Annotated in this window: 1 protein-coding gene; it reads left to right on the forward strand. The window is 69.6% G+C overall.

Annotation, left to right across the window (positions count from 1 at the left end; translation table 11 throughout):
* The coding region (locus tag AC5RUJ_RS16520) for a phosphoenolpyruvate carboxylase (protein WP_494156275.1) at positions 1 to 1307 on the forward strand (1307 nt) is incomplete at both ends.

Genomic DNA, 1307 nt, shown 5'->3' on the forward strand with positions numbered 1-1307 from the left:
CCGCGACCGGGACCTCGACGCGAGCCTGCGCGCCGACGTACGCCGGGTGAGCACGCTCCTGGGGGCATCGCTGGCGCGCCAGCACGGGCCGGAGTTGCTGGACCTGGTGGAGCAGGTCCGGCTGCTGACCAAGGAGTCCAAGGAAGCGGCCCGGGGCGAGGGCGAGGCCACCGGGCCGTGGACCGCCCGCGAGGTGATTGATCAGGTCCGCGAACTGCTCGCGGGGCTGGACGTGGACGAGGCCACCGATCTGGTGCGGGCTTTTGCCTTCTACTTCCACCTGGCCAACGCCGCCGAACAGGTGCACCGGGTGCGCCAATTGCGTGCCCGGCCGGAGGAAGACGGCCAATTGCTTCGCACCGTCGCCCAGATTGCCGAGGAAGCGGGACCCGAGGCGCTGCAACACGCGGTCAACCAGCTCGACGTCCGCCCCGTCTTCACCGCGCATCCCACCGAGGCATCGCGGCGCACCGTGCTGGACAAGCTGCGCGCTATCTCCGACCTGCTGTCCACCACGACGGCGGAGGGAAGCACGGCGCGGCGGCGGCAGGACCGGCGGCTGGCCGAGATCATCGACCAGATGTGGCAGACCGACGAGCTGCGGCACGTGCGGCCGAGCCCTGTGGATGAGGCGCGCAACGCCGTTTACTACCTGGGCAACATCCTCAACAACACCATGCCGGAGCTGATGGGGGACCTGGCCGAACTGCTCTCCGAACATGGCGTGACGCTGCCCGCCGACCGGGCGCCGCTGCGCTTCGGCTCCTGGATCGGCGGCGACCGTGACGGCAACCCGCTGGTCACCGTGGACGTGACGCATGAGGTCTTCCAGCTGCAGAACCAGCACGCGGTGCGGATCAACATCGGCTTTGTGGACAGCCTGATCGCCGTCCTGTCCAACTCGACGACGATCGTGGCCGCCAGCGACGAACTGCTGAATTCCGTGGCCAGGGACCTCGAGAACCTGCCGGGCCTAGACACCAGGGTGCGCGAGCTGAACGCGAACGAGCCCTACCGGCTGAAACTGACCTGCATCAAGGCGAAGCTGCTCAACACCAGCGCCCGGATCCAGCGGCGGCTCCCACACGAGCCCGGGCGGGACTACAGCTCGACGGCGGAGGTGCTGGCCGATCTGGCCCCGATCGAGCGATCCCTGCGCGCCCACACCGCGTCGTTAGTGGCGGACGGTTCGCTGGCCGCAGTGCGCCGCGCGGTCTCGACCATCGGGCTGCACCTGGCCACCCTGGACTTCCGGGACAACGCGGGGAAGCACCACAAGGCGGTCGCGGCCCTGCTGGCCGCCCGGG

It is taken from the genome of Arthrobacter sp. Y3223164, assembly GCF_059091005.1.